The following is a 1224-nucleotide window of genomic DNA, read 5'->3' as shown; positions in this document are numbered from 1 at the left end:
CGCACCCGCCAGAACACTCACGCCTCCGCCTCCTGCCTCAACACGCCCCGGTCCATGAGCCCTGCCCCAAACTGCTCCTCGAGCCCGAGCCCGTCCGCGGGATTGACCGCGGCCTGCGCGCCCCCCGACTGAAGGCTCCGGCTCGTGGCCTCGAGCACGCCGAGCACGCGGAGGGCTGCTGCCCCGCTCGTCGCTGCGGGACGCTCCCCGCGGATCGACGAGGCGAATTCTGCGACCATCTGGCCGAGGGCCTCGCGCTCCGGGAGCGCCGGTGACCAGGTGTCGCCGAGCCGGTAGGAGACGGCCGCTTCGCGCCGCTCGGCCCCGGCGCGCGGGCTGCGGTGCGGGAGCTGCACCCCGCGGTCGTAGACGCTCAGGCGCTGCTGCGGGTTCAGGTCGTCCCACACGAGGGTGCGGCGAGTACCGCCGATGACCATCTGCCGGATCTTGGTGGGGCTGAGCCAATTGACGTGGATGTGGGCCATGGCCCCGAAGGGGAGGTCGAACGAGAGGTGACCGACGCAGTCGCGCCCAGTTCCGAGCGGGTCCGCGCCGTGTGCGGAAACGGTATCCGGGGCGAGGCCGCCCGGAAGGATGTAGTCGAGGATCGAGAGGTCGTGCGGCGCGAGGTCCCAGAAGACGTCGACGTCGGGCTGGATGAGGCCGAGGTTGATCCGGACCGAGTCGATGTAGAGGATGTCGCCGAGCTCGTCCTCGAGGAGCAGTTCGCGCATCTTCTGCACGGCCGGGGTGTAGCAGTAGGTGTGGTCCGCCATGAGGATGAGGCCGTTTTCCTCGGCGGTGGCGACCATCGCGGCGCCTTTGTCCCAATGGTCGGCGAGCGGCTTCTCCACGAGCACGTGCTTGCCTGCCCCGAGCGCCGTGAGGGCGACCCCGTGGTGGGTCCGCGCCGGCGTCGCGATGGCGACGGCCTCGAAATCCAGGGTGTCGAGAGCTTCGTCCAGCGAGCCGAACGATGCCACGCCGTGCTGCCGGGCGAGGCCCTCCGCGCGTTCGACGTCCAGATCGCAGATGGCCCGGAGGTCCCACTCCTCGGATCGCTGGAAGTTGCGGGCCAGATTGGGACCCCAATATCCAGCGCCGACGACGACGACCCCGAGCCGAGGGGGGTAGGGGCTTGCCGGGCCGGAGTTCTTCAGCGGGATCAGCGAATGGGGAAGATCTCTCATGTTGGCCTCTCCTAACGGGTGCGGCTGGTGGTGC

At 69.9% G+C, this 1224-nt stretch carries 1 protein-coding gene; it reads right to left on the bottom strand.

Annotated elements, in window-relative coordinates:
• Positions 1-17 precede the first annotated feature (17 nt).
• On the bottom strand, positions 18-1190 hold the full coding sequence (locus V7053_RS18320) for a Gfo/Idh/MocA family protein (protein WP_334173691.1): 1173 nt from the start codon (positions 1188-1190) through the stop codon (positions 18-20).
• Between the last annotated feature and the right edge of the window lie 34 nt (positions 1191-1224).

Origin of the sequence: Sinomonas sp. (genome assembly GCF_036848755.1) — a bacterium.
Taxonomy (GTDB): Bacteria; Actinomycetota; Actinomycetes; order Actinomycetales; family Micrococcaceae; genus Sinomonas.
The sequence above is the reverse complement of the archived record's forward strand: the minus strand, read 5'-3'. Positions and strand labels throughout refer to the sequence as shown.

Coding starts and splice junctions, on each gene's coding strand:
- V7053_RS18320 (WP_334173691.1), bottom strand. CDS start 1,190: ATGAGAGATCTTCCCCATTCGCTGATCCCGCTGAAGAACTCCGGCCCG.